The organism is Serratia sp. 4542 (assembly GCF_016805595.1).
GTDB classification, from domain to species: Bacteria; Pseudomonadota; Gammaproteobacteria; order Enterobacterales; family Enterobacteriaceae; genus Serratia; species Serratia nevei.
On the sequence record NZ_RXKV01000010.1, the window covers coordinates 793,235 to 814,994 of the forward strand.

Annotated in this window: 19 protein-coding genes; 9 read left to right on the top strand and 10 right to left on the bottom strand. The window is 63.6% G+C overall.

Annotation, left to right across the window (positions count from 1 at the left end):
- Positions 1 to 12: 12 nt before the first annotated feature.
- The 4 genes from EKL15_RS16010 to EKL15_RS16025 are packed head-to-tail and all read right to left on the bottom strand — an operon-like array spanning position 13 to position 3,559.
- The gene (locus tag EKL15_RS16010) at positions 13 to 726 is read right to left on the bottom strand and encodes an ABC transporter ATP-binding protein (protein ID WP_100395745.1); all 714 of its coding nucleotides are present in this window, start codon (positions 724 to 726) and stop codon (positions 13 to 15) included.
- Positions 719 to 1,489, bottom strand: a complete 771-nt coding sequence (locus tag EKL15_RS16015) for an ABC transporter ATP-binding protein (protein WP_060418738.1) — start codon at positions 1,487 to 1,489, stop codon at positions 719 to 721. Before EKL15_RS16015 ends, EKL15_RS16010 begins: the two co-directional genes overlap by 8 nt.
- Complete coding sequence (locus EKL15_RS16020) at positions 1,486 to 2,598, bottom strand: ABC transporter ATP-binding protein (RefSeq protein ID WP_060418741.1); 1,113 nt, start codon at positions 2,596 to 2,598, stop codon at positions 1,486 to 1,488. The genes EKL15_RS16015 and EKL15_RS16020 overlap by 4 nt, the downstream gene beginning before the upstream one ends.
- Before the next feature lie 10 nt (positions 2,599 to 2,608).
- Positions 2,609 to 3,559, bottom strand: coding sequence for a branched-chain amino acid ABC transporter permease (locus EKL15_RS16025; RefSeq protein ID WP_087762767.1), 951 nt, complete (start codon positions 3,557 to 3,559; stop codon positions 2,609 to 2,611).
- A gap of 169 nt (positions 3,560 to 3,728) precedes the next feature.
- Between EKL15_RS16025 and EKL15_RS16030 the strand changes: the two genes are divergently transcribed.
- Positions 3,729 to 4,658, top strand: coding sequence for a LysR substrate-binding domain-containing protein (locus tag EKL15_RS16030; RefSeq protein ID WP_197779354.1), 930 nt, complete (start codon positions 3,729 to 3,731; stop codon positions 4,656 to 4,658).
- On the opposite strand, the gene EKL15_RS16035 is transcribed toward EKL15_RS16030, so the two are convergent.
- Together EKL15_RS16035 and EKL15_RS16040 are read right to left on the bottom strand one after the other, a co-directional pair.
- Positions 4,655 to 5,974 carry an AAA-associated domain-containing protein gene (locus tag EKL15_RS16035; RefSeq protein ID WP_038880164.1) on the bottom strand — a complete coding sequence of 440 codons (1,320 nt, stop codon included), beginning with the start codon at positions 5,972 to 5,974 and terminating at the stop codon, positions 4,655 to 4,657. The two genes, EKL15_RS16030 and EKL15_RS16035, sit on opposite strands and share 4 nt — an antisense overlap.
- Positions 5,975 to 5,986: 12 nt before the next feature.
- Entirely contained in the window at positions 5,987 to 7,726 is a 1,740-nt protein-coding gene (locus EKL15_RS16040) for an ABC transporter permease subunit (RefSeq protein ID WP_203089880.1), read from the bottom strand.
- 240 nt (positions 7,727 to 7,966) lie between these two features.
- Between EKL15_RS16040 and EKL15_RS16045 the strand changes: the two genes are divergently transcribed.
- On the top strand, positions 7,967 to 9,847 hold the full coding sequence (locus EKL15_RS16045; RefSeq protein ID WP_203089881.1) for a potassium transporter Kup: 1,881 nt from the start codon (positions 7,967 to 7,969) through the stop codon (positions 9,845 to 9,847).
- A 94-nt stretch (positions 9,848 to 9,941) separates the two neighbouring features.
- Positions 9,942 to 10,244 (top strand): cupin domain-containing protein, encoded by a 303-nt coding sequence (locus EKL15_RS16050; protein ID WP_047730662.1) that lies wholly within the window; start codon positions 9,942 to 9,944, stop codon positions 10,242 to 10,244.
- Here EKL15_RS16050 and EKL15_RS16055 read toward each other — a convergent pair.
- On the bottom strand, positions 10,241 to 10,831 hold the full coding sequence (locus EKL15_RS16055) for a TetR/AcrR family transcriptional regulator (RefSeq protein ID WP_060439882.1): 591 nt from the start codon (positions 10,829 to 10,831) through the stop codon (positions 10,241 to 10,243). The two genes, EKL15_RS16050 and EKL15_RS16055, sit on opposite strands and share 4 nt — an antisense overlap.
- 140 nt (positions 10,832 to 10,971) lie before the next feature.
- Here EKL15_RS16055 and EKL15_RS16060 point away from each other — a divergent pair, with 140 nt between their 5' ends.
- From EKL15_RS16060 to EKL15_RS16070, 3 genes are read left to right on the top strand one after another with little or no spacing between them, the layout of a single operon-like run.
- Positions 10,972 to 12,027: a sugar phosphate isomerase/epimerase gene (locus EKL15_RS16060; RefSeq protein WP_102984638.1), complete on the top strand. Its 1,056-nt coding sequence runs from the start codon at positions 10,972 to 10,974 to the stop codon at positions 12,025 to 12,027.
- A gap of 25 nt (positions 12,028 to 12,052) precedes the next feature.
- Positions 12,053 to 12,949, top strand: coding sequence for an alpha/beta fold hydrolase (locus tag EKL15_RS16065; protein WP_197830516.1), 897 nt, complete (start codon positions 12,053 to 12,055; stop codon positions 12,947 to 12,949).
- On the top strand, positions 12,936 to 13,838 hold the full coding sequence (locus EKL15_RS16070; protein WP_203089882.1) for an alpha/beta hydrolase: 903 nt from the start codon (positions 12,936 to 12,938) through the stop codon (positions 13,836 to 13,838). Before EKL15_RS16065 ends, EKL15_RS16070 begins: the two co-directional genes overlap by 14 nt.
- Before the next feature lie 49 nt (positions 13,839 to 13,887).
- On the opposite strand, the gene EKL15_RS16075 is transcribed toward EKL15_RS16070, so the two are convergent.
- Complete coding sequence (locus EKL15_RS16075; RefSeq protein ID WP_060439886.1) at positions 13,888 to 15,321, bottom strand: NAD-dependent succinate-semialdehyde dehydrogenase; 1,434 nt, start codon at positions 15,319 to 15,321, stop codon at positions 13,888 to 13,890.
- 196 nt (positions 15,322 to 15,517) lie between these two features.
- Between EKL15_RS16075 and EKL15_RS16080 the strand changes: the two genes are divergently transcribed.
- Positions 15,518 to 16,345: an AraC family transcriptional regulator gene (locus tag EKL15_RS16080; protein ID WP_100395754.1), complete on the top strand. Its 828-nt coding sequence runs from the start codon at positions 15,518 to 15,520 to the stop codon at positions 16,343 to 16,345.
- Between the two features lie 98 nt (positions 16,346 to 16,443).
- Entirely contained in the window at positions 16,444 to 17,412 is a 969-nt protein-coding gene (locus EKL15_RS16085) for a DMT family transporter (RefSeq protein WP_203089883.1), read from the top strand.
- 27 nt (positions 17,413 to 17,439) lie between these two features.
- Here EKL15_RS16085 and fusA read toward each other — a convergent pair whose 3' ends face one another.
- Both fusA and EKL15_RS16095 read right to left on the bottom strand, forming a co-directional pair.
- Positions 17,440 to 19,545 carry an elongation factor G gene (gene fusA / locus EKL15_RS16090; RefSeq protein WP_100395755.1) on the bottom strand — a complete coding sequence of 702 codons (2,106 nt, stop codon included), beginning with the start codon at positions 19,543 to 19,545 and terminating at the stop codon, positions 17,440 to 17,442.
- A gap of 239 nt (positions 19,546 to 19,784) precedes the next feature.
- Positions 19,785 to 20,033: a DUF883 family protein gene (locus EKL15_RS16095; protein ID WP_004938127.1), complete on the bottom strand. Its 249-nt coding sequence runs from the start codon at positions 20,031 to 20,033 to the stop codon at positions 19,785 to 19,787.
- Between the two features lie 221 nt (positions 20,034 to 20,254).
- Between EKL15_RS16095 and EKL15_RS16100 the strand changes: the two genes are divergently transcribed.
- The gene (locus tag EKL15_RS16100) at positions 20,255 to 21,751 is read left to right on the top strand and encodes an alpha/beta hydrolase (protein ID WP_203089885.1); all 1,497 of its coding nucleotides are present in this window, start codon (positions 20,255 to 20,257) and stop codon (positions 21,749 to 21,751) included.
- Positions 21,752 to 21,760: the final 9 nt, after the last annotated feature.

The following is a 21,760-nucleotide window of genomic DNA, read 5'->3' on the forward strand; positions in this document are numbered from 1 at the left end:
AGGTAACAACGGTTATTCACCCAAATAGATCTGTTTGATTTTTTCATCGTCCAGCATCGCGGCGGAGCGGCCGCTGTGGCTCAGGCTGCCGCTGTCCAACACATAGGCGCGGTCGGTAGACTCCAGCGCCAGGCGGGCGTTTTGCTCGACCAGCAATAGCGTGACGCCGTCACGAGCCAACTGTTTGATGACCGAAAAAATGGCCTCCACCACAATCGGCGCCAGCCCCATCGACGGTTCGTCCAATATCAACAGGCGCGGGCGGCTGAGCAGCGCGCGGCCCATCGCCACCATCTGCTGCTCGCCGCCCGAAAGCAGCCCGGCCGGTTGATGCAGGCGCTCGTTCAGGCGTGGGAAGGTGGCGCATACCCGTTCGAAATCGTGCCGCACCGCCGCTTTGTCACGGCGCGCATAGGCGCCCAGCTGCAGGTTTTCTCGCACCGTCAGGCGGGTGAAAATGCCACGACCTTCCGGCACCATCACCAGCCCCTGTTGCAGCAAGCGGTGCGGCGGCACGCCGCGAATCGAACGGCCGTCGAACAGGATGTCGCCCTCGAACGGCTGCAGCCCGGTCAGCGCCCGCAGGCTAGAGGTCTTGCCCGCGCCATTGGCGCCGATCAGCGTGACCTGTTCGCCGGCGTTGACCATAAAGTCGATGCCTTTGACCGCGTGAATGCCGCCGTAAGACACGTTGAGTCGTTTAACGCTCAGCAGGGCTTCAGACATGCGCGCCGCCTCCCAGATAGGCCTGAATGACCGCCGGTTCACGCCGAACCTGCGCCGGTTCGCCTTCGGCAATCGCTTTGCCGTAATCCAGCACCGTCAGGCGATCGCACAAACCCATCACCAGCTTGACGTCGTGTTCGATCAACAGCAGCGTTTTGCCGCTGTCGCGAATGCGCAGCAGCAGCTCGCGCAGCGCCACTTTTTCTCCGGCGTTCATGCCGGCCGCCGGTTCGTCCAGCGCCAGCAGCCGGGGCTCGGTCGCCAGCGCGCGGGCGATCTCCAGACGGCGCTGGTGCCCGTAGGCGAGATCCCCGGCGCGGTAATGGGCAAATTGGCCAATGCCGACATACTCCAGCAGCGCATGGGATTTATCGCGTACCGCCTGTTCTTCCTCCCTGGCACGGCGGTGGCGGGCGATCGCCGCCCACAGGCCGTTGCGGGTGCGTACGTGGCAGCCGACCATCACGTTTTCCAGCACGCTCATTTCGTTGAACAGCCGCAGGTTCTGGAAGGTGCGGGCGATGCCGGCCTGCGCCACTTTATCGATCGCCTGGGGCTTATAGCGCTGGCCCTGCAGGCGAAATTCGCCCTCGTCGGCACGGTACAGGCCGGTGATCAGATTGAAGCAGGTGGTTTTACCGGCGCCGTTTGGCCCGATCAGGCCATAGATTTCCCCCTGGCGGATGCTCATGCTGACGTCATCCATCGCCGTCAGGCCGCCGAAGCGTTTGCTGACGTGGTGTAAAGCGAGCAAAGGCGTCATGCGGCATTCCCTCTTAGGTGGCGGGCCGGCCACAGGCCCGCCGGGCGATACAGCATCACCAGGATCAGCGCCAGGCCGTAAAACAGTTGGCGGATAATTTCCGGGTCGATCAGCACCTGGCCGAACAGCGCCTGCTGCAGCGGCCCCATGCTGCTGCGCAGCAGCTCCGGCAGAGCGGCCAGCAGCAGCGCGCCCAGGATCACGCCGGGGATGTGCCCCATGCCGCCGAGCACCACCATCGCCAGTACGGCGATCGACTCTTGCAGGGTGAACGATTCCGGCGACACGAAGCCCTGAAACGCGGCGAACAGCGCGCCGGCCACGCCGCCGAAGGTGGCGCCGATGGCAAAGGCCAGCAGCTTGAAGTTGCGGGTGTTGATGCCCATCGCCCGCGCGGCGTCCTCGTCTTCGCGGATCGCCGTCCACGCGCGGCCAATGCGCGAGTTTTGCAGCCGCAGGCTGATAAACAGGATCGCCAGCAGCAGCGCGGCGAACAGGTAGTAATAGAGGTACAGGCCGGAGAAACGCACGCCGAACCACTCATGCATGCCGGAAAACTTCAGGCCGAACAGGCTGACCGGGTCGATGCCGGAAATGCCTTTGGGGCCGTTGGTGAGGTTGACCGGGCGGTCGAGATTGCGCATCAAAATACGCACGATCTCGCCGAAACCGAGCGTGACGATCGCCAGGTAGTCGCCGCGCAGCCGCAGCGTCGGCGCGCCGAGCAGAATGCCGCACGCCGCCGCCAGCAGCGCCGCCAGCGGGATCAGCCACAGCATCGACAGGTGCAGCCCATCGGGGAACCACTGCAGCAGCAGCGGGAACTGCTGCGTCAGATGCGGTGACGACAGCAGCGCGGCCAGATAGGCGCCAACGGCGTAAAAAGCGATAAAGCCCATGTCCAGCAATCCGGTCATGCCCACCACGATGTTCAGCCCGAGCGCCAGCATCAGGTACAGCAGCGCGAAGTCGACGACGCGCACCCAGTAGTTGCCGCCGGCGGCGCCCGCCACCCAGGGCGCCAGCAGCAGGGCGAGAATGAACAGCGTCAGCCCCAGCCTGGCGCGCCGAGGCGTGGCCAGAGGAAGCGAGGAAGTTAAAACGGTCATCGTGATGTCCTTATGCGCGGGTGGCGATGCGTTCGCCCAACAGCCCGGAGGGGCGGAAGACCAGCACGGCGATCAGCACCAGAAACGCGAATACGTCCTGGTAGTTGCTGCCGAATACGCCGCCGGTCAGCTCGCCGAGATAGCCGGTGCCCAGCGATTCGAACAGCCCCAGCAGCAAACCGCCGAGCATCGCGCCGCGCAGGTTGCCGATGCCGCCGAGCACGGCGGCGGTAAAGGCTTTGATGCCGGGCAAAAAGCCCATCGAGAAGCCGGCGTTGCCGTAGTTGCTGGCCATCATGATGCCGGCTACCGCCGCCAGCGCGCCGCCGAGCGCGAAGGTCAGAACGATGATGCGGTCAGGACTGATTCCCATCAGGCCGGCGACCTGCGGGTTTTCCGCCGTGGCGCGCATGGCGCGGCCGAAACGGCTGTGTTCGACCAGCAGCCAGAGGCCGGCCATGACCGCCACGGCCACCGCCAGCGTGACGATCGCGGTGCCGGTGATTACCGCCGGCGCATGTTCGGCGCTGCCTGCGGTCAGGGCGATGGGCGTCATCGGCAACAGCTGCGGAAACATCAGGGGATTGCGTGACCAGATCAGCATCGCCAGGGTTTGCAACAGCAGCGAGACGCCGATGCCGCTGATCAGCGGGGCCAGGCGCGGTGCATTGCGCAACCGGCGATAGGCCAGACGTTCGATCGCCATCGAGGTGATGGCGCAGACGGCCATGGCGAACAGGGCCGCCAGCAGCAGCGTGGCGTAGGGCGGTAACGCGGGAAAATGATGCTGCAACGCGCCGATCGCCGACAGCGCGCTGAGCGCCCCGACCATCAGCACGTCGCCATGCGCGAAGTTGATGATGCGCAGGATGCCGTACACCATGGTGTAGCCGAGCGCGATCAGCGCATAGATGCTGCCGAGCATCAAACCGTTGACGGTCTGCTGTACCAGCGTATCCATAGGGAGAGTCCGGAGATAATGAGTCAGGAGGCTCACAGTAGAGAATTTAAAAAAATTGTAAAATACGGAAAAATACTTTCTTATACAAAAAACGAGTGATTTTAATGCTTTGATTTTTATGTATATTAAATAAAACCTTCTCCCGGACTTTCCATAAAACAATCGATATATGAAAAAAACAGAACAGTACGATGAGCCGTTGCCGATGTTGCCGAACGATCCGCCGCTGCGCGCCGTGCGGGCGTTCGAGGCCATCGCGCGCCTGGGCAGCATCAGCGCGGCGGCGAAGGAGCTGATGATTTCGCCTTCGGCGGTCAGCCATCAGCTGAAAACGCTGGAGGCATTCTTGCAGATGCCGTTGACCGAAAGGCAGGGGCGCCATCTGGTGCTGCGCGGCGAGGGGCGGGAATATTACCGCTCGATCCGCTCGGCGTTTAACGTGCTGCGCCAGGCGACCGAACACGTGCGCGAGCAGTCCGCGTCGCGGCAGGTCACCATCAGCCTGATCCCGCTGTTCGGCATGGGCTGGTTCATTCCGCGGCTGCGCGGCTTTCTGCGGGAAAATCCGGATATCGACATCAATGTGGTTTACGCCAACCACCGCAATTACCTGAGCGACGCCGCCGATCTGTCGATCCGCTTCGGGGTTGGGCAGTGGACCGGCTATCGCAGCGAAAAGCTGATGTCCGGCCAAATGGTGCCGGTGTGCAGCCTGGCATTCAGTAAACTGCACGGTTTGCTCGATACGCCGGATCAGCTGGCGGCGCTGCCGCTGCTGCATGACGAGGAGCGTAATACCTGGATGCAATGGTTTCAGCTGGCCGGCGTTAAACGCCCGCTGCGCAGCATCGGGCCGATGTTCGAAGACGGGTTGCTGACGCTGGCGGCGGTGCAGGCGGGATTGGGGTGTGCATTGATGCGCGAGCCGTTAATCGCCCAGTACCTTGAAAGCGGCGAGTTGATCAAAATGTTCGATCTGCCGATCGACGACGGTCGGGATTATTACCTGTGCGCTCGCCTGGATAGCGAACTGTCGCAGGAGGGTGAAAACCTGCGGCAGTGGCTGCGCCGCGAAGCCGATGAGCGCCGGCTCGCTTAAAACTCGACGTCCTCCAGGCTGAAAAACGCCGTTTGATCGTTGTAGGAGAAGATTTCGCCGTAACGGCCCCAGTTGATCACCGTATCCAGCGTCTCTTTGGCGGCGCTGTCCGACAGCGAATCCTCCAGCTCCTGCTCGAAACGCACGCGCGGCGCGCGGTGCCCCGGCCGCTCGTCCAACACGTTTTTGATCAGCGCGGCCAGCGGCACATAGCGCAGCAGATGCTCCGCGAACAGCACTTTGCGCGCCTGAACGTCGCCGTCGGCGAAGGCGCGCGCCGGCGGCGTCAGGAAGATGTCGCCTTCACGCACGTCGGCGAAGCCCAGCGACTGCAGCACTTCGGCGATGGGGAACAGCTCATCGACCTCCAGATGCAGCGAGAGGGCGATCTCCGGCATGTCGGCACGGCCGAAATAGGGCGCGGCGGCCAGGGTTTCGATCAGGCCGGCGATCAGGTTGGTGGACACGTGCGGCAGCCGGGTGCCGAGCTTCAGCCCTTTCTTGACGTTGCCGTCGGTCGGGCGGGCGGTCATCTTGGCGTACACATCGTCCACCAGGCGGCGGAACTGCGGATCCAGCCGGTTGCGCGGGTGGCTGAACGGCACCTTGATTTCGGCGATCACCCGGCCGGGGTTGGAAGAGAGCAGCAGAATGCGATCGCACATGAAGACTGCTTCCTCGATGTTGTGCGTGACGATCAGCACCGATTTGATCGGCATTCGCCCCTCGGTCCACAGATCCAGCAGGTCGGTACGCAGCGTTTCGGCGGTCAACACATCCAGCGCCGAGAATGGCTCATCCATCAGCAGCAGCGTAGGATCCACCACCAACGCGCGCGCAAAGCCTACGCGCTGGCGCATGCCGCCGGAAAGCTCGCGCGGGTAGGCGTTTTCGAAGCCGTCCAGGCCGATAAGATCGATGGCCGCCAATGCCCGCTCGCGCCGTTCGGCAGGGGCGACGCCCAGCGCCTCGAGGCCGGCCTCAACGTTTTGCAGCACCGTCAGCCAGGGGAACAGCGCGAAGGTTTGAAACACCATGGCGACGCCTTTGGCGGGGCCGTTCAGCGGCTGCCCCAGGTAGTTCACCGTCCCGGCGGTGGGGGTAACCAGGCCGGCGATGATGCGCAGCAGCGTCGATTTGCCCGAGCCGGAGCGGCCCAGCAACCCGACGATCTCGCCCGCCCGCAGCGACAGATTGACCCCGTCGAGGATCAGCAGCTCGCCATGTGCCTTGTCATAGCCATGGCTGACCGCGTTGACCGCTAAAATTTCCTCGCCGGGCGAGTGCGTCGCCTGCGTTGGGTGAAGGTCTGACATCTGAACGGCTCCTTAATCGATGCGGAAGCGGGATTCGGCGTAGGCGTAAAGCGGCCGCCACAGCAGACGGTTGAACAGCGTAACGAACAGTGACATCACGGCGATGCCCAAAATGATCTTGGGGAAATCGCCGGCGGCGGTGGTTTCGGCGATGTAGGCACCCAGCCCATGTGCCTTCACCTGGGTGCTGCCCCACTGCACGAACTCCGCCACGATGCTGGCGTTCCAGGCGCCGCCCGACGCGGTGATGGCGCCGGTAATGTAATAGGGGAAGATGCCCGGCAGCATCACCTGGCGCCACCATTGCCAACCGCGAATGTGAAAATTGGCGGCGGCCTCGCGGTAGTCGTTGGGCAACGCGGTGGCGCCGGCCACCACGTTGAACAGAATGTACCACTGGGTGCCCAACACGATCAGCGGCGACAGCCAGATATCGGGGTTCAGCCGGAAGTGGACGATGGTGATGACGAACACCGGGAACAGCAGGTTAGCCGGAAACGCGGCCAGAAACTGGGCGATCGGCTGGATCTTTCCGGCCAGCGTCGGGCGCAGGCCGATCAGTACGCCGAGCGGCACCCAGATCAGCGACGACAGGGCGATCAGCACCGCCACGCGCAGCAGCGTGATCAGCCCCAGCACCATCACATGGCCCACGTCATTGAGCGTCACGCCGGTCTGCACATAGAGAATGACGCGCCAGGCGATCGCCAGCGTCAGCAGGATGACGATGGTGCTCCAACACCGATCGATCGTGCGCGAACGCCGCTGCCGTTGGGCGCTATTGCCGAGGCGCAACGGCCGGGCGGGCAGGCTCAGTTTCAGGCGCGCGGTTTTGGCCAGCAGCGCGCCCAGTGGCGTCAGCAGCAGATGGATCAGGCGCGTGCGGCGCATCAGGTTCAACAGCCAGGAAGTGGGGGCGCTCGCCGAGCGGGTGGTTTCCATGCGGAATTTGTCCGCCCATGCCACCAATGGCCGGAACAGCAGCTGATCGTAGGCCAGGATCACCACCGTCATGGTGAGCAGCACCCAACCTATCGCGGGCAGATCCTTGCTCAGGATCGCCTGCGCGAGATACGCGCCGATGCCCGGCAGCGTAAAGGTGTTGTTGCCGACGGTGATCGCTTCCGACGCCACGATAAAGAACCAGCCGCCGGACATCGACATCATCATGTTCCAGATCAGCCCCGGCATGGCGAACGGCGCGTCAAGCTTCCAGAAACGTTGCCACGGACTCAGATGGAAGCCGCGCGCCACTTCTTGCAGATCGCGCGGCACGGTGCGCAGCGACTGGTAGAAGCTGAAGGTCATATTCCACGCCTGGCTGGTGAAGATGGCGAACATCGCCGCCAGCTCGACCCCGAGCACCCGGCCGGGGAACAGCGCGATGAAAAAGGTGACGGTGAAAGAGATGTAGCCGAGTACCGGCACCGACTGCAGGATATCGAGGATCGGCACCAGCACCTTTTCGGCGCGCCGGCTCTTGGCCGCCAGGGTGCCGTAGACCAGCGAGAACACCAGCGCGGCCACCATCGCCACCAGCATGCGCAGCGTGGTGCGCAGGGCGTATTCCGGCAGGTTGGCGGGATCGAGCGATATCGCCTGCGTTTTCAGCGTGACGATCGGTTGCAGGGTTTGATGCAGGCCGATGGCCATCATGGCGATCAGGCCGATGATCAGCGGAAAGGCGATGACGTCCCAGCCATTGGGCAGCAGGCGCCGGGCGGAAACATGGGTGTTGAGCCGGACGTTCATTTCACTTCTCCCACGGCGGGCGCAAACAAGAAAGTGACAATCGCATAAGGACTATAGACCATCCGGCGCGGGCGATTCTAAACCGTTGCTCACCGGCGGCGGTTTCTGTGCCGCAAACGGGCGATACTGTAACCCGTGAAGATGACGGTTAAGTTATGCTTATCGCTGCCGAGCGAGTGGCGCGGCGGCAATAAAGTGACAATAATTCCAACTCACTGTGCAAGGCTAAGGAGCAAGCAGATGTCTGTCGGCAATGATACGGAAACCTCGAACAAGACCGGCCTGGCGCCGTTGGCGCTGGGCGCTTTGGGCGTGGTGTTCGGCGATATCGGCACCAGCCCGTTGTACACCCTGAAAACCGTGCTGTTTCTCTCCGGCGATGCGCCGTCGGCGCCGGTGATCCTTGGCCTGCTGTCGCTGATTTTCTGGACGCTGGTGATCGTCACCTCGCTCAAATACGCCATGTTCGCCATGCGCATCGGCAACCGCGGCGAGGGCGGCATCATGGCGCTGATGTCGCTGCTGGTCAGCAGGCGGAAATCCCGGCCGCTGGTGCTGTTCGCCGGCCTGTTCGGCGCGGCGTTGATCTACGGCGACGGCGCCATCACGCCGGCCATCTCGGTGCTCTCCGCCCTCGAGGGGCTGAATATCGTGCTGCCGGCGTCGCAGCCCTACATTCTGCCGGCGGCGGTGGTGATTTTGCTCAGCCTGTTCGCCATTCAGCCGCTGGGCACCGCACGTATCGGCCGCGTGTTCGGGCCGATCATGGCGTTGTGGTTCCTGTCGATCGCCGCGCTGGGCGTGTGGGGCATCATCCAGCACCCGGCGGTGCTGCTGGCGCTGAACCCGATGTACGGCATTCATTTCCTGTTCTCGAATGGGCTGACCAGCTTCCTGGTGCTGGGCGGCGTGTTTCTGTGCGTCACCGGCGCCGAAGCGCTGTACGCCGACATGGGGCACTTCGGCAAACGGCCGATTTGGCTGGCCTGGTTCGACATCGTTTTTCCCAGCCTGTTGCTCAACTACGCCGGCCAGGCCGCGCTGATTTTGGCCGGCGCCGACGTCACGCAGAACATCTTCTTCCGCCTGTGCCCGCCGGCGCTGCTGATCCCGCTGGTGATCCTGGCCACGCTGGCGACGATCATCGCCAGCCAGGCGATCATCAGCGGCGCGTTTTCGATGACCCGCCAGGCAATCCAGCTGGGGTGGCTGCCGCGGCTGCGGGTTAAACAAACCACCGAGGAAAGCTACGGGCAGATCTACATCGGCGCCATCAACTGGCTGCTGATGGTGGTGACGCTGTTCCTGACGGTGTTCTTCAAATCCTCGGACAATCTGGCCGCCGCCTACGGCATCGCCGTTTCGTTGACCATGATCATGACCACCGGCTTGCTGTTCGTGGCGATGCGCGAGGTGTGGCGCTGGGGGCTGGCCGCCAGCCTGTTGGTGGCGGGGTGTTTCTTCGTGGTCGATCTGAGCTTCCTGACGGCCAACCTGACCAAGGTGTTGCAGGGCGGTTACATCCCGCTGCTGCTGGCCGCCGCGGTCTATACCGTGATGCTGATCTGGCATCGCGGGGTGCTGGCGGCCGTGCGCACCCTCGGCGAGACGACGGTGCCGATCGCGGATTTCCTGGCGAAAATCCAGCGTGAATCCGTGCCGCGGGTGCCGGGCACCGCGGTCTTTCTCACCCGCAGCCTGCAGGGCACGCCGCCGGTAATGAAATGGCACGTCAAACGCAACGGTTCGCTGCACGCCAACGTGCTGGCGCTGACCATTGCCATCGTCAATGAACCGCGGGTATCGAATGCCGAACGCCTGGTGATGCGCGAACTGGCGCCGGGGTTTTGGTGCGGCGTGGCCAGCTACGGCTTTATGGAGCGGCCGAACATCCCGCAGCTGCTGCAGCACGTCGAAGCGCAAAAATGCGGCCTGAACTTCGACGAGGCGACTTACTATCTCGGCCATGAAACCGTGGTGCGCCGCGAGGCGAGCGACCGGATGCCGTCCTGGCAGCGCAACCTGTTCGCGCTGATGGTGCGCAACGGCATGCACGTCACGGATTATTATTACCTGCCCAGCGATCAGGTGGTGGAGATCAGCCGCCGGGTGCCGGTATAGGCCGGGCGGGCATAAGCTACAACCCGGGATTCTTTCCACGCCGGCCGCAGTCGGCGTAGAGTGCCGCTACGTTCGATAACCATAGGGGGTACCGATGCTGTTCGATTTAAACCTGCAGGCGGCCGAACTGCCTGAGGCCTGGCGTTCTACCGTGCTGGGCCGCGTCGGTGCGGCCAATATCAAAGTGCTGCGCATGGATGAGCGCAGCATTGCGGATGAAGTGCATGATTACAGCGAAGGGCTGCTGGTGATCCGCGGGCAGCTGCGGCTGCAGGTGGCGGGGGAAACGATTGTGGTGCAGGCCGGCCAGCTGTATCAGGCCGCGGCCGGCGTGCCGCACCGCGTGTTGCCGGGCAGCGAAGGCACGCTGGTGATTTTCGATCTGCCCGAAGATTAAGCGTCGCCCAGGGCGGTGAGCGCCACCTTTACCGCCGCCAACAGTCGCGCTTCAGTGACGCCGTCACGCGCCTGAATCGACAGGCCGTGCAGGAAGACGGCGAAAAAGTCCCCCAGGCTGTCGGCGTCGGTGCCGGCCGGCAGTTCGCCGGCTTGCACCGCCTGCCGCAGCCGTTCGACGATCTGCTGGGTGCGCTGCAACCGATGCTCAGCCAGCCAGGTTTTGAGCCCGTCGTTCTCCGCACTGACGCTGGCGGCGGAGGAGACCACCATGCAACCCTGCGGCAGATCCGGCCGGCTGTAGAGCCGCACGGCATCTTCCAACATACGTTGGATCGCCGGGCGAATGCCGCTTTCCTGCGCGAAGGCGCGATCGGCGAAGCCGCCTTCCTCGGTTTCATAACTGGCGATCGCCTCGCGGAACAGCTGCTCTTTGGAGCCGAACGCCTTGTAGATGCGCGCGGAAGCAATGCCCAATTCCGCCACCAGATCCGACATCGAGGTGCCTTCGTAGCCCTGTCGCCAGAATAAGTTTCGCGCCTTCAAGAGCGCCTGTTCGCGGTCGAACTCGCGCGGTCTGCCTGCCATTCGCTGCTCCAATTTACCTGCCATTCAGCAACATAGGATCGCTTAAATCGGCGGGAATACCAATGTCTTTATAAATTTCTCTTGCGGTCATCGCGCTTTGCTCCTATTGTTTGCCAATCGACAACCAATTGGAGTTTACGATGAAAACCCTCAAAGGTCCAAGCCTGCATCTCGCGCAGTTCAGCGATGAGACAGCGCCGTTCAATAGCCTGCCCGCCATCGCCGAATGGGCGGCGCAGACCGGCTTTAGTGCGCTGCAGATCCCGGCCTGGGATCGGCGTTTATTCGACGTGGCCACCGCCGCGGAAAGCCAAACCTACTGCGATGATTTGATCGGCATGTTGGCGGAACAGGGGTTGGTGGTCAGCGAATTGACCAGCCATATCTTCGGCCAGCTGATGGCGGTACACCCGGCTTACGATGCGCTGTTTGACAGCTTCGCGCCGCCGGCGCTACAGGGCAATCCGCAGGCGCGTGGCGAGTGGGCGCGGCAGCAAATGCTGTTGGCGGTGAAGGCGTCGGCGCGGCTCGGGCTCAGCGAACTGGGCACCTTTTCCGGTTCGCTGGCCTGGCCCTATCTGTTTCCGTTCCCACAGCGTCCGGAAGGACTGATCGATACCGCGTTCGACGAACTCGCCAGGCGCTGGCTGCCGGTGCTTAACGCCTGCGACGAGCAGGGGATCAACCTGTGTTACGAAATTCACCCGAGCGAGGATCTGCACGACGGCGTGACATTCGAAATATTTCATGAGCGCGTCGGCCACCATCCGCGCTGCCGGGTGCTGTTCGACCCGAGCCATATGGTGCTGCAGCAGCTCAACTATCTGGAGTTTATCGATATCTATAAAGAGGTTATCGGCATGTTCCACGTCAAGGACGCCGAGTTCAATCCGACCGGTCGGCAGGGTATTTACGGCGGCTATCAATCCTGGATCGATCGCGCCGGCCGCTTCCGCTCGCTGGGCGACGGCCAGGTCGATTTCAACGGCATCTTTTCACGCCTGACGCAGTACGATTATTCGGGCTGGGCGGCGCTGGAGTGGGAATGTTGCCTGAAAAACCCGCAGGACGGCGCACGCGAAGGCGCAGCCTTCATTCGCGATCGCATTATCCACGTCACCGACAAAGTGTTCGACGATTTCGCCGGCGCGCCGGTCAACCCACAGCAGATCAATGCCTTGCTCGGCATTCGCTGAGCCTAATCCTTCAGGGAGTTACCCCATGCAATACCGACAGAACGAGGTCACGTTGGCGGATCTCGCGGCGGAACACGTCTATCTCCAGGTCAACGGCCGGCGCCTTCACTGCGTGGTGGCCGGTGAAGGGCGGCCGGTGCTGCTGATCCCTGGCTGGCCGCAAACCTGGTACACCTGGCGCCATGTGATGCAAGCGCTGGCGGCGGCCGGTTTTCAGGCGATCGCCGTCGACCCGCCGGGCATCGGCGATTCTGACAAGCCCGCTGGCGGCTACGACACCGGCAGCATTGGAGCAGCGTTGCACGCGATGATGGCGCAGCTGGGCCATGAACGTTACCAACTGGTTGGCCACGACATCGGCATGTGGATCGGTTACGCCATGGCGAGCGATTTCCCGCAGGCGGTGGAACGTCTGGTGCTGACGGAGGCGGTGATACCCGGGCTGGCGCCGCCGCCGCCGATCTTCGTCGCGCCGGAGGAGAACATCTTCCTGTGGCACTTCATGTTCAACCAACTGGCTGATTTGCCGGAGACCCTGACCCAGGAGCGTGAGCAGGAGTATCTTGGCTATATCTTTAACCGTTGGTCCTATCGGCGCGATCGGGTGGCGGCGCAGGTGTATATCACCGCCTATTCGGCGCCGGGCGGCCTGCGCGCCGGATTCGACTATTACCGGGCAATCCCGGAGACCGTGCGGCAGAACCGGCTGCGCGCCGCCACGCCCCTGATGATGCCGGTGTTGACGGTAGGGGCGGAGCACGCCACCGGTGATGCGCCGCTGACGACGCTGCGGGGCAATGCGCACGATCTGCGGGGCGAAACGGTCGCCGGCTGCGGGCATTTCATTACCGAGGAGTGCCATGAGGAATTTATTGCCCTGATTACGCCGTTCCTGGCAGGAGAACCCCATGCCGCTCGATGAACGCATCGCTGCCTTTTTGACGGCGTCGGCCGATGCGCCGCCCCCCGCGTCGCTGGCGGAAATGCGCGCGGCCACGGAAACCGGTTTACGCCGGCTGCAGGGCGAGGCGGAACCGAGCGGCGGCGTCAGGGACTATACGGTGGTCGCCGCCGATGGACACAGGATTGCGCTGCGTACTTATTTACCGGCAGGGGAAAACCGCGCAAACGTGCAGCCGGCGATGCTGTTCGCCCACGGCGGCGGCTGGTGCCTCGGTTCGCTGGCGCTGTACGATCGGCCCTGTCAGGCGCTGGCCAACGCCACCGGCCGGGTGATCCTGTCGGTCGACTACCGTCTGGCGCCGGAATACCCGTTTCCGCAGCCGCTGGAAGATGTCTACCAGGCGCTCTGCTGGGTGGCGCAACAGGCGCCGCAGTTGGGGATCGACGCGCAGCACCTGGCGGTGGGCGGCGACAGCGCTGGGGGCAATCTGGCGGCGGCCGTCGCGCTGCTGGCGCGGGATCGCGGCGGCCCGCACATCGAGCGCCAGCTGCTGCTGTACCCGGCGCTCAGCCGCGAGATGACGACGACGAGCTATCGCGAGTTTGCCGAGGGGCACTTTCTGACGCGCGACGCGATGGTATTTTGTTGGCAGCAGTATCTGGCCCAGCGGCGCGATCCCGGCGCCGAGCCGCTGCACGCCGCCACGCTGCGCGGGTTACCGCCGGCCACCATCCTGAGCTGCGAATATGATCCGCTGCGCGATGAGGCCGAGCAGTATGCGCAGCGACTGCGCGAGGCGGGTGTGCCGGTGCACTGTGAACGGTTGCCGGGCATGGTGCATGCCTGCATTCACATGCTGGGGCTGACCCCGGCGGCGCGGCGGCTGTTCGAACTGGCTCGCGAGTAAAAAAAAAGCCCCGCGCTGCGGGGCTTTTGGCTATTCATCCGACGCGCGATTAACGGCCGGCGACGGTGACGAAGCGGGTTTCCAGGTAGGACTCGATCGCTTCGCTGCCGCCTTCGGTGCCGTGACCGGAGTCTTTCACGCCGCCAAACGGCGTTTCCGGCAGGCCGAAACCGATGTGGTTGATGCTCAGCATGCCGCTCTCCACGTCGCGCCCCAGCGCATTGACGGTGGCGATGTTGCGGCTGTAAGCGTAGGCGGCCAGCCCGTACGGCAGGCGGTTGGCTTCGGCGATCGCCTCGTCATAGGTGGCGAACGGGCGCAGCAGGGCGACCGGGCCAAACGGCTCTTCTGACATGGCGCGCGCGCTCAGCGGCACGTCGCGCAGCACCGTCGGCTCGAAGAAGTTGCCTTTGCCCGCCACGCGCTTGCCGCCGGTGCTGGCTTTTGCCCCGTGGGCGACGGCATCCTGCACCAGCGCCTCGATATTGTCGACGCTGCGGCCCAGCACCATCGGCCCCATGGTCACGCCGTCTTCCAGCCCGTTGCCGAGCTTGAGCTCACGCACGGCGGCGGTGAATTTCTCCACGAAGGCTTCATAAACGCCTTGCTGGATCAGGAAGCGGGTCGGGGCGATACAGACCTGGCCGGCGTTGCGGAACTTGGACTGCGCCAGCTCTTTGGCCGCCGCGTCGAGATCGGCGTCGTCGAAGATCAACACCGGCGCGTGGCCGCCCAGCTCCATGGTGGCCTTTTTCATATGCTGGCCGGCCAGCGCCGCCAGATGCTTGCCCACGCGGGTGGAGCCGGTGAAGGAGATCTTGCGAATGGTCGGATGCGGGATCAGGTATTCCGAGATTTCCGCCGGGGTGCCGTACACCAGCGCGATCACCCCGGCCGGGATCCCGGCGTCGGCGAAGGCTTTGATCAGCTCAGCCGGCGAGGCCGGCGTTTCTTCCGGGCCTTTGACGATGATGGAACACCCCGCCGCCAGCGCGGCGGACAGCTTGCGCACGATCTGGTTGATCGGGAAGTTCCACGGCGTGAAGGCGGCCACCGGGCCGACCGGCAGCTTGAGGGTTTGCTGCTGCACGTCGCGGGCGCGGGACGGAATGATCTGCCCGTAGGTGCGGGTGGCTTCGCCGGCGAACCAGTCGATGACGTCGGCGGCGTTGAGAATTTCGACTTTGGCCTGCGCCACCGGTTTGCCCTGTTCCTGCGTCATGACGGCGGCGATGGCGTTAGCGCGTTCGCGCAGCAGCGCCGCCGCTTTGCGCATCAGGTTGGCGCGCTGGTGCGCGGCGGTGTCGCGCCAGACGTTAAATCCGCGCTCGGTGGCGGCCAGCGCCAGATCGAGATCCTCTGTGGCGGCGTGCGCCACTTGACCGATTATCTCGTCGGTGGCGGGGTTGGTGACCGGCAGGGTTTTCCCGGCCAGCGCGTTGCGCCATTGTCCATCGATATACAGTTGAGTATCCGGATACATTGTTGCCTCTTGTTTGCGGAGTGTCAGGGGCCGATGAGCTTCGCGATGCGGCGCGCCTGAAAGGGACAGGGACCTTAACCCTACGCCGAATGGCGGCGATCGTCCAGGCGAGGGGCACGAAAGCGCCAGGGCGGCTACTCAACCGGCGATGTTTTGGCTATGCTGAGCAGATTGTCAGCACGGACGAGGAGGTCGGGTGCAAGGGGTACCACAACAGTTTCCGTTCGAGAAGGATTGCGCGCAGTTCCGGCATTTGTCGCATCTGCCGGGCGTCGAACTTTATCAGGCGCATATCGAACGCTATGCCTTCGAGCCGCATACCCACGACGCCTTCGCTATCGGCACCGTAGACACCGGAGCGGAGCGTTTCCGCTATCGCGGCGCGCAGCATCTGGCGGCGCCGGGCGCGCTGGTGCTGATGAACCCCGATGAGCTGCATACCGGCGAAGCCGAAACGCCGGGCGGCTGGTGTTACCGTATGCTCTATCTGGCGCCCGAAGCGCTGGAGCAGCTGTCCGGCGATAGGAGCCAGTGGTTCACCGATGCGGTGCGCCACGATCCGCGGGCGGCGCAGCGCCTGTCCACCATTCTCGCCACGCTGTGGCAAACCGACGATCCGCTCACGCTGGACGGCCTGCTGTTGGAGGCGGTCGAGCTGTTGCACCCGCACATTCGCACCGGGCAGCGGGAAAAAGCCGAGGCGGCGCACCGTTTCGAGGTGGTGAAAAGCTACCTGCACGACAACTTCGCCGAGGCGGTGACCCTCAATCAGCTGGCCGAACTGGTGTCGCTCAGCCCGTACCATTTTCTGCGCAAGTTCAAGGCCGAATACCACGTTTCGCCGCAGCAGATGCTGATGGCGATCCGGCTGTCGCAGGCCAAACGCATGCTGGAGCGCGGCATGCCCGCCGCACAGGTGGCGGCGGCGGCGGGGCTGACCGATCAGGCACACCTGACGCGCGCCTTCGCCAATCGTTACGGCGTCACGCCAGTGCGTTTCCAGAAACAGGTGAAATTGGGCTAAAACAGCAACCTGCTACAATAATTCCTTCCCGCGTTTTCGCTACTCTGCCGCTGTCTTGTCGGGCGGGTTGGCCGCACCGGCCGTTTGTCGGAGTCGTTATGTTCATTGGCGTTGTGTTTGCCCTGGCCGCCGGGCTGATGTGGGGATTGATCTTCGTCGGCCCGCTGCTGGTGCCGGATTATCCCGCCGCGCTGCAGTCCACCGGGCGCTATCTGGCCTTCGGGCTGATCACCTTGCCGCTGGCGTGGTTCGATCGCCGCCGCCTGCGCAAGCTGCGGCGCCAGGATTGGCTGGAGGCGCTCAAGCTGACGGCCATCGGTAACCTGCTGTACTACCTGTGCCTGGCCAGCGCCATTCAGCGTACCGGCGCACCGGTATCGACCATGATCATCGGCACCTTGCCGGTGGTGATCGCCATCTGCGCCAATCTGTTTTACGGCCGCCACGACGGGCGGCTGGCCTGGGGCAAGCTGGCGCCGGCACTGCTGCTGATCGTCTGCGGGTTAGCGTGCGTGAACGTCGCCGAGCTGCGCGGCAACGCGCTGCCGATCGACGGCTGGCGTTATCTCAGCGGCCTGGGGCTGGCCGTGTTGGCGGTGGCGTGCTGGACCTGGTTCCCACTGCGCAACTCGCGCTGGCTGCGGGAGAACCCGACGCAGCGGCCGGCTACCTGGGCCACGGCGCAAGGGCTGGTGACGCTGCCGCTGGCGCTGCTGGGCTATCTGGCGGTCTGCGGCCAATTGGCGCTGAGCGAACCGGCGTTCGCCTTGCCGTTCGGCCCGCGCCCTGAGGTGTTTATCCCGCTGATGCTGGTCATCAGCGTGTTCTGCTCCTGGCTGGGGGCGCTATGCTGGAACGAAGCCAGCCAGCGCCTGCCGACGGTATTGGTGGGGCCGCTCATCGTGTTCGAAATTCTGGCGGGGTTGGCCTATACCTTTCTGCTGCGCCAGGCCTGGCCGCCGCTGCTGACGCTGGCCGGCATCGTCTGCCTGATCGCCGGCGTGGTGTACGCCATGCGCATCAAGCCGCAGCCGGTGGTGGTGGCGCTGGAGGACAAGCAGGGGTGACGCCCGCCGCGAAGGCGGGCGCGAGGGTTAACGCTTGCTGTGGTGAATGATCTCTTCGGCCACGTTGCGTGGCGCTTCGGCGTAGTGGCTGAATTCCATGGTGTAGGTGGCGCGGCCCTGCGACATCGAACGCAGGGTCGTCGAGTAGCCGAACATCTCGGACAGCGGCACCTTGGCACGAATTTCCTTGCCGCCGCCGCCCGGTATCTCTTCCATGCCCTGCACCAGGCCGCGGCGTGAGGAGAGGTCGCCCATCACGTTGCCGGCATAATCTTCCGGTGTTTCCACCTCCACCGACATGATCGGCTCAAGGATCACCGGATCCGCCAGGCGGCAGGCTTCCTTGAAGCCGAAAATCGCCGCCATGCGGAACGCCTGCTCCGACGAGTCGACGTCATGGTAAGAACCGAAGGTCAGGTGCACCTTGACGTCCACCACCTGATAACCGGCCAGCACGCCGTTGTTCAGCGCCTCGAGCACGCCTTTTTTCACCGCCGGGATAAATTCGCCGGGAATGACGCCGCCCTTGATCTCATCGAAGAATTCGAAGCCTTTGCCGGGTTCGTTGGGTTCGACGGTCAGCACCACGTGGCCGTATTGCCCTTTACCGCCGGACTGGCGCACGAACTTGCCTTCCACGTCGGTTACCCGTTTGCGGATGGTTTCGCGGTACGACACCTGCGGCTTGCCGGTGGTGGTCTCCACCCCGAACTCGCGGCGCATGCGATCGACGATGATCTCCAGGTGCAGCTCGCCCATGCCGTAGATGATGGTTTGGCCGGATTCTTCATCGGTGCGCACGCGGAACGACGGATCTTCCGAAGAGAGGCGCTGCAGCGCGATGCCCATTTTCTCCTGGTCGCCCTTGGTCTTCGGCTCGATCGCCTGGGCGATCACCGGCTCGGGGAAGGTCATGCGTTCCAGCGTGATGATGGCGCCGGGGTCGCACAGCGTATCGCCCGTGGTGACGTCCTTCAGGCCGACGCAGGCGGCGATGTCGCCGGCGTGCAGCTCGTCGATGTCCTTACGATCGTTGGCGTGCATCTGCACGATGCGGCCGATGCGTTCCTTTTTGCCCTTGATCGGATTGTAAACGCTGCTGCCTTTGGCCAGCACCCCGGAGTAGACGCGCACGAAGGTCAGCTGGCCGACGAACGGGTCGGTCATCAGCTTGAACGCCAGCGCCGAGAATTTTTCGTTGTCGTCGGCTTTGCGGGTGATGATTTCATCGTGTTCGCCGTGGCCCTCCATCGGCGGCACGTCAAGCGGCGAGGGCATCAGCTCGATCACCGCATCCAGCATGCGCTGCACCCCTTTGTTGCGGAACGCCGAGCCGCACAGCATCGGCTGGATTTCGCCGGCGACGGTGCGCACCCGCAGCCCGTGGACGATCTCCTCTTCGCTCAGCGGCACCTGGTTGAGGTATTTCTCCATCAGCTCTTCCGAGGCTTCGGCGGCGGCTTCAATCATGTTTTCACGCCACTCCTGCGCCGAATCGCGCAGCTCGGCCGGGATCTCTTCGAAACTGAAGTTCATGCCCTGCGAGGCCTCGTCCCACAGGATGGCCTTCATCCGCACCAGATCCACCACGCCGCTGAAGTGGTCTTCGGCGCCGATCGGAATGACGATCGGCACCGGATTGGCTTTCAGGCGCTCGATCATCATTTTGCGCACGCGGAAAAAGTCCGCGCCGATGCGGTCCATCTTGTTGACGAACGCCAGCCGCGGCACCTTGTATTTGTTGGCCTGGCGCCAAACGGTTTCCGACTGCGGCTGCACGCCGCCCACCGAGTCATAGACCATCACGGCGCCGTCCAGCACGCGCATTGAGCGTTCCACTTCAATGGTGAAATCGACGTGCCCGGGGGTGTCGATGATATTGATGCGGTGCTGCGGATAATTATGCTGCATGCCGTTCCAAAAGCAGGTGGTGGCCGCCGAGGTGATGGTGATGCCGCGCTCCTGTTCCTGCGCCATCCAGTCCATGGTCGCCGCGCCGTCATGCACTTCACCCAGCTTGTGGCTGACCCCGGTGTAAAACAGAATCCGCTCGGTGGTGGTGGTCTTGCCGGCATCGATATGCGCGGAGATGCCGATGTTGCGGTAACGATCGATAGGGGTGGTGCGAGCCATAATCAACCTTTCTTAGCCGCGTGAAGGAGAGCGGCTTAAACAGCATGGATAATGGTGATAATCCTCATAGGGTTATCTGCCGGATCGCAGAGCCTCGCTCTGGTCACAAACTAATCGTAGTTGAAGGCGTTGGTTTTTATAAGCGATGGCTGTGATAGATGAAAGTTTGCGCGCAGGGGGAGAAAAGGGCGAAAAAAAAGGCCCGTAACGGGCCTGTTGTCGAGCGGCGCATTCGCCGCTTATTTGCGTCCCAGCAAGAAGCCGAAAACGATGCCGACCGCCGCCGCAACGGCCACGCCGGCCAGCGGGTTGGCTTCCACCTGGGTTCTTACGCTGTCCGCTGCGTCTCGGGCGGCATAGCTGGCCTGGGAGGCGTATTTGCGCGCCGCGCCGCGCACCTGATGCTCCGGCGAATCGACGGCTTTGCCGAACGCTTCTTCTACCGCGCCTGCGGCTTCATTGGCTTTGTCTTCCGCTTTACCAAACATGCTGCTCTCCTGATCCTTATGGGTTAACGAATCCTAAGCCTAGCAGGTAGACGCCGTTTTTTGCAGCATTCTGTGCGTTATAAGAGCAATCCGAGCAGAGAAAAATCTTGCCGGGGGCGCGGTGACGGCTTCACCCGCGCGGTTTTTTGTGTTCTATTGGCTAGCTGTTTAACCGGGTATCGTTAACCTTTGACCGATTCGTTGAGTTGAAAGGACTCCCCATGTCAGTACTGCGTATTCTGGCGCTGCTCGCCGCGACCGCCGCCGCGTTGCCCGCCCAGGCCAAGCCTGTGCTCCACGGCGCGGCGGCCGAGAACGGCGTTCGTTGGCAATCATGTCTCAACAGCGGTTTTCAGCGCTGGTTCGATGAGCCGCCACCGCCGGGGCTGCGCTGCGGTTACCTTGAGGTGCCGTTAGCCTACGCCACGCCGCCCGTTCATGCGGCGCAGGCGGGCGAACAGACCGTGCGTTTGGCGCTGACCCTGCTGCCCGCCACCGGGCCGAAAAAGGGCAGCGTGGTGATGATCAGCGGCGGGCCGGGCCTGCCGGGCATCAATCCTTATTTGGGCAATGATGGTCACGTCGCCAGGCTGCGTAAATCCTACGACATCATCGGTTACGATCCACGCGGCGTCGGCCAATCGACGCCGAAAATCTCCTGTCAGGTGGCCGAAGGCGACGAAACCCCGTCACCGGACGACAACGACGTGGCCGGTGCGGAGAACCAGACGCGCACCCTGATTGCCGCCTGCATCAAACAGACCGGCGCGGACGTGCTGCAACATATCGGCACCGACGAAGCGGTCAACGATCTGAACGCGATCCGCCACGCGCTGGGCGAACCGGGGCTGACGGCGGTGGCGTACTCTTACGGCACCAAGGTGGCGGCGCTGTATGCCGAACGTTTTCCGAAGAAAACGCGCGCGCTGGTGCTCGACGGGGTGGTGGATCTGGCGGAAGACGATTTCACCCAGCGGCTGAACCAGGAGCGGGGCTTCCAGCAAAGCTTCCTGCGCTTCGCCGCCTACTGCGGCAAAACCGACAGCTGCCAGCTGGGCGGCGGCGCCAATCAGGCGCTGCAGCGTTATCATGCCTTGCTGCGCAAGCTGCATGAGCAGCCGTTCGTCACCGCGGCGGGGTATGAAATCTCCGCCGATGACGTGCTGACGGTCACGCGTTCGCTGCTGCTGTGGCCGGAGCGCTGGCACGAGCTGGCGACCGTGCTGCGCCAGCTCGATGCCGGGATCGCCGGGCAGCAGGTTTCCGATCTGATCGACGAAAGCTATTCGCCGGATGCCGATGACGCGCTGAACGTCATCACCTGCGCCGACGTCGCCAACCCGACGGCCGATCCGCAGCTGTTGCGCCGGCAGCGGCAGGAGATCAATACCGCCGCTATGTATGCCCACTATCTGCCGCTGCACGAATACCCGCTGGAAATGTGCGATCTGTGGCCGTACCGCGGCAAAGATCGGCCGCACACGCCGGTGGCGTCTGCCGCGTTGCCGCCGCTGCTGTTCGTCGCGCAGCGCTACGATCCGACCACGCCGTACCGCAACGCGCAGGTGATGGCCGCCGCCTTTAAAAGCCCGCTGATCACCCGCGAACGCGACGGGCATACGCTGGTGCTGAACGGCATCGACAGCTGCGTTGACGAAAGCGTGGTGGATTATCTGCTGGCGCCGAAAAAGCCGCGCCACGACAAGACTTGCCGTTGAGGAGGCCGG